The sequence below is a fragment of the Streptomyces viridochromogenes DSM 40736 genome (genome assembly GCF_000158955.1).
Lineage (GTDB): Bacteria > Actinomycetota > Actinomycetes > Streptomycetales > Streptomycetaceae > Streptomyces > Streptomyces venetus.
The window spans coordinates 8,109,731-8,111,681 of the sequence record NZ_GG657757.1 but is presented as its reverse complement, the minus strand read 5'-3'; the positions used below and the strand labels follow the sequence as shown (position 1 = coordinate 8,111,681).

Annotated in this window: 2 protein-coding genes; both read left to right on the top strand. The window is 74.4% G+C overall.

What is annotated here, in order from left to right; genetic code table 11:
• A partial coding sequence (locus tag SSQG_RS35540) for a hypothetical protein (RefSeq protein ID WP_039934341.1) occupies nucleotides 1-809 on the top strand: 809 nt, incomplete at its 5' end.
• A gap of 84 nt (nucleotides 810-893) precedes the next feature.
• Nucleotides 894-1,922, top strand: a complete 1,029-nt coding sequence (locus tag SSQG_RS35535; protein ID WP_003994837.1) for an SDR family oxidoreductase — start codon at nucleotides 894-896, stop codon at nucleotides 1,920-1,922.
• Nucleotides 1,923-1,951 lie beyond the last annotated feature (29 nt).

Below are 1,951 nucleotides of genomic sequence, written 5' to 3'. Positions count from 1 at the left end.
TGCTGATGCTGCTCGCGAACTGGCCCCGCTTCGGCGACCAGGGTATCTACGCGGCGACCACGGCACTGTTCACCCTCACCGCGGGCTCCGTGAGCGTGTCCACCGTCGGGCACCGCGTGGGCCAGGCGGCGATCGGCGCCGCCATCGGCGTCGCCGTCAACGCGTTCGTCCTGCCGCCGATCCATCTTCGGGACGTCCGGGAGAACCTGGCGGCCCTCGCCCGGGACTCGGGGGACGTACTGCGGTCCGTCGCCGGTGACCTGCGCGAGGGCGAGTGGGATGCGCAGACCGCCGCCGGCTGGATCGACGCCTCCGTGCGGCTGGACCACCGTCTGGACGCGGTGCGCTCGGCGCGCCGCTGGAGCCAGGAGAGCCTGCGCCTGACCCTCGGCCCGCTGCGCGCCCTGCACCGCGCGTCGCACAGGCCGCTGCCGCCCCCGGACGAGGACGAACGCCTGTGCCGCGTCACCGGGCACGTCACCGCCCTGACCCGGGCCCTGGCGGTGGCCGTGGACGACAACCGGACGTCCGCCCCGCCCGAGGGCCCGGCCCTTCGCTCCTACGCGGACCTGCTGGACCTGATCGGGGGCGCCTGCCGGATGGAGGCCGACCGGCTGCTGGACGGCAGTGTGGATCCCCGCCGGGACGGCGAGATGGACAAGAAGATGCAGGAGCTGCACCTGCGGTTGCAGGAGGGGCTGCGGGAGCAAGCCGGGCAGGGAGCCGCGCACACGGCGGTCCTGGGCACGCTGCTGCTCCAGGCCGAGAACTTGTGGGTCGAGACCCTTCCGGATCCCGGGGATCGGTGACGCACGTCACCGCGAGAGGGTTCCTCATGCCCGCCCGGGTACTCGGAGACTCTCGACGAGGAGCGCGGCCGAGAGGAGCGCGAGGTGAGCAGTGGAACGGGCATGAGGATCGTCGTCACGGGCGCCACCGGCAACGTGGGAACCAGCGTGGTACGCCTCCTCTCGGAGGATCCCGAGGTCACGTCCGTGCTGGGCCTGGCCCGTCGGATCCCCGACTGGTCGCCGCCGAAGACGGACTGGGCGGCGGTCGACCTGGCCTCCGAGGAGTCCGACCTGGTGGAGCAGTTCACGGGCGCCGCCGCGGTGGTCCACCTGGCCTGGGCGTTCCAGCCGACCCACGACCCGGCGGCCACCTGGCGCACCAACGTGCTCGGCAGCATGCGGGTGTTCGACGCCGTGGCGACGGCCGGGGTGCCGGCGCTGGTGCACGCCTCGTCGGTCGGCGCCTACTCCCCGGGCCCCAAGGACCGGACGGTGGACGAGTCGTGGCCGACGCACGGCTGGCCGGGCGCCGCGTACTGCCGGGAGAAGGCCTACCTGGAGCGGGCGCTGGACACGTTCGAGCGCGACCACCCCGAGACGCGGGTGGTGCGGATGCGGCCCGCCTTCCTCTTCAAGTGGGAGTCCGCGAGCGAGCAGCGGCGGATCTTCGGGGGCCGGTTCCTGCCCGGACCGCTGGCCCGCCCGGAGGTGCTGCCCTTCCTGCCCGACATCCCGGGGCTGCGGATGCAGGCGCTGCACACGGACGACGCGGCGAACGCGTACCGGCTGGCCGTGCGCTCCGAGGCCCGGGGCCCCTTCAACCTGGCGGCCGAGGCGACCGTCGACGCGCGCCTGCTGAGCGAGATGCTCGGCGCGCGGCCGGTGCGGGTGCCGCGCGGTGCGGCCCGTTCGGCGATCGCCGCCGCCTGGGGCCTGCACCTGCTGCCCGCCTCCCCGCACCTGTTCGACGCGGTGCTGCGCCTGCCCCTGATGGACTGCGCCCGTGCGCGTACGGAACTGGGGTGGCGGCCCGAGCACACGGCGACGGAGGTGCTGGAGGAGCTCCTGGAGGGCCTTCAGCAGGGCGGCGGCGAGCGGACGGCACCGATGCGGGGACGCAAGGTGGGCTGACCGCGCGGCAACCCGCGCGACGGCCGATG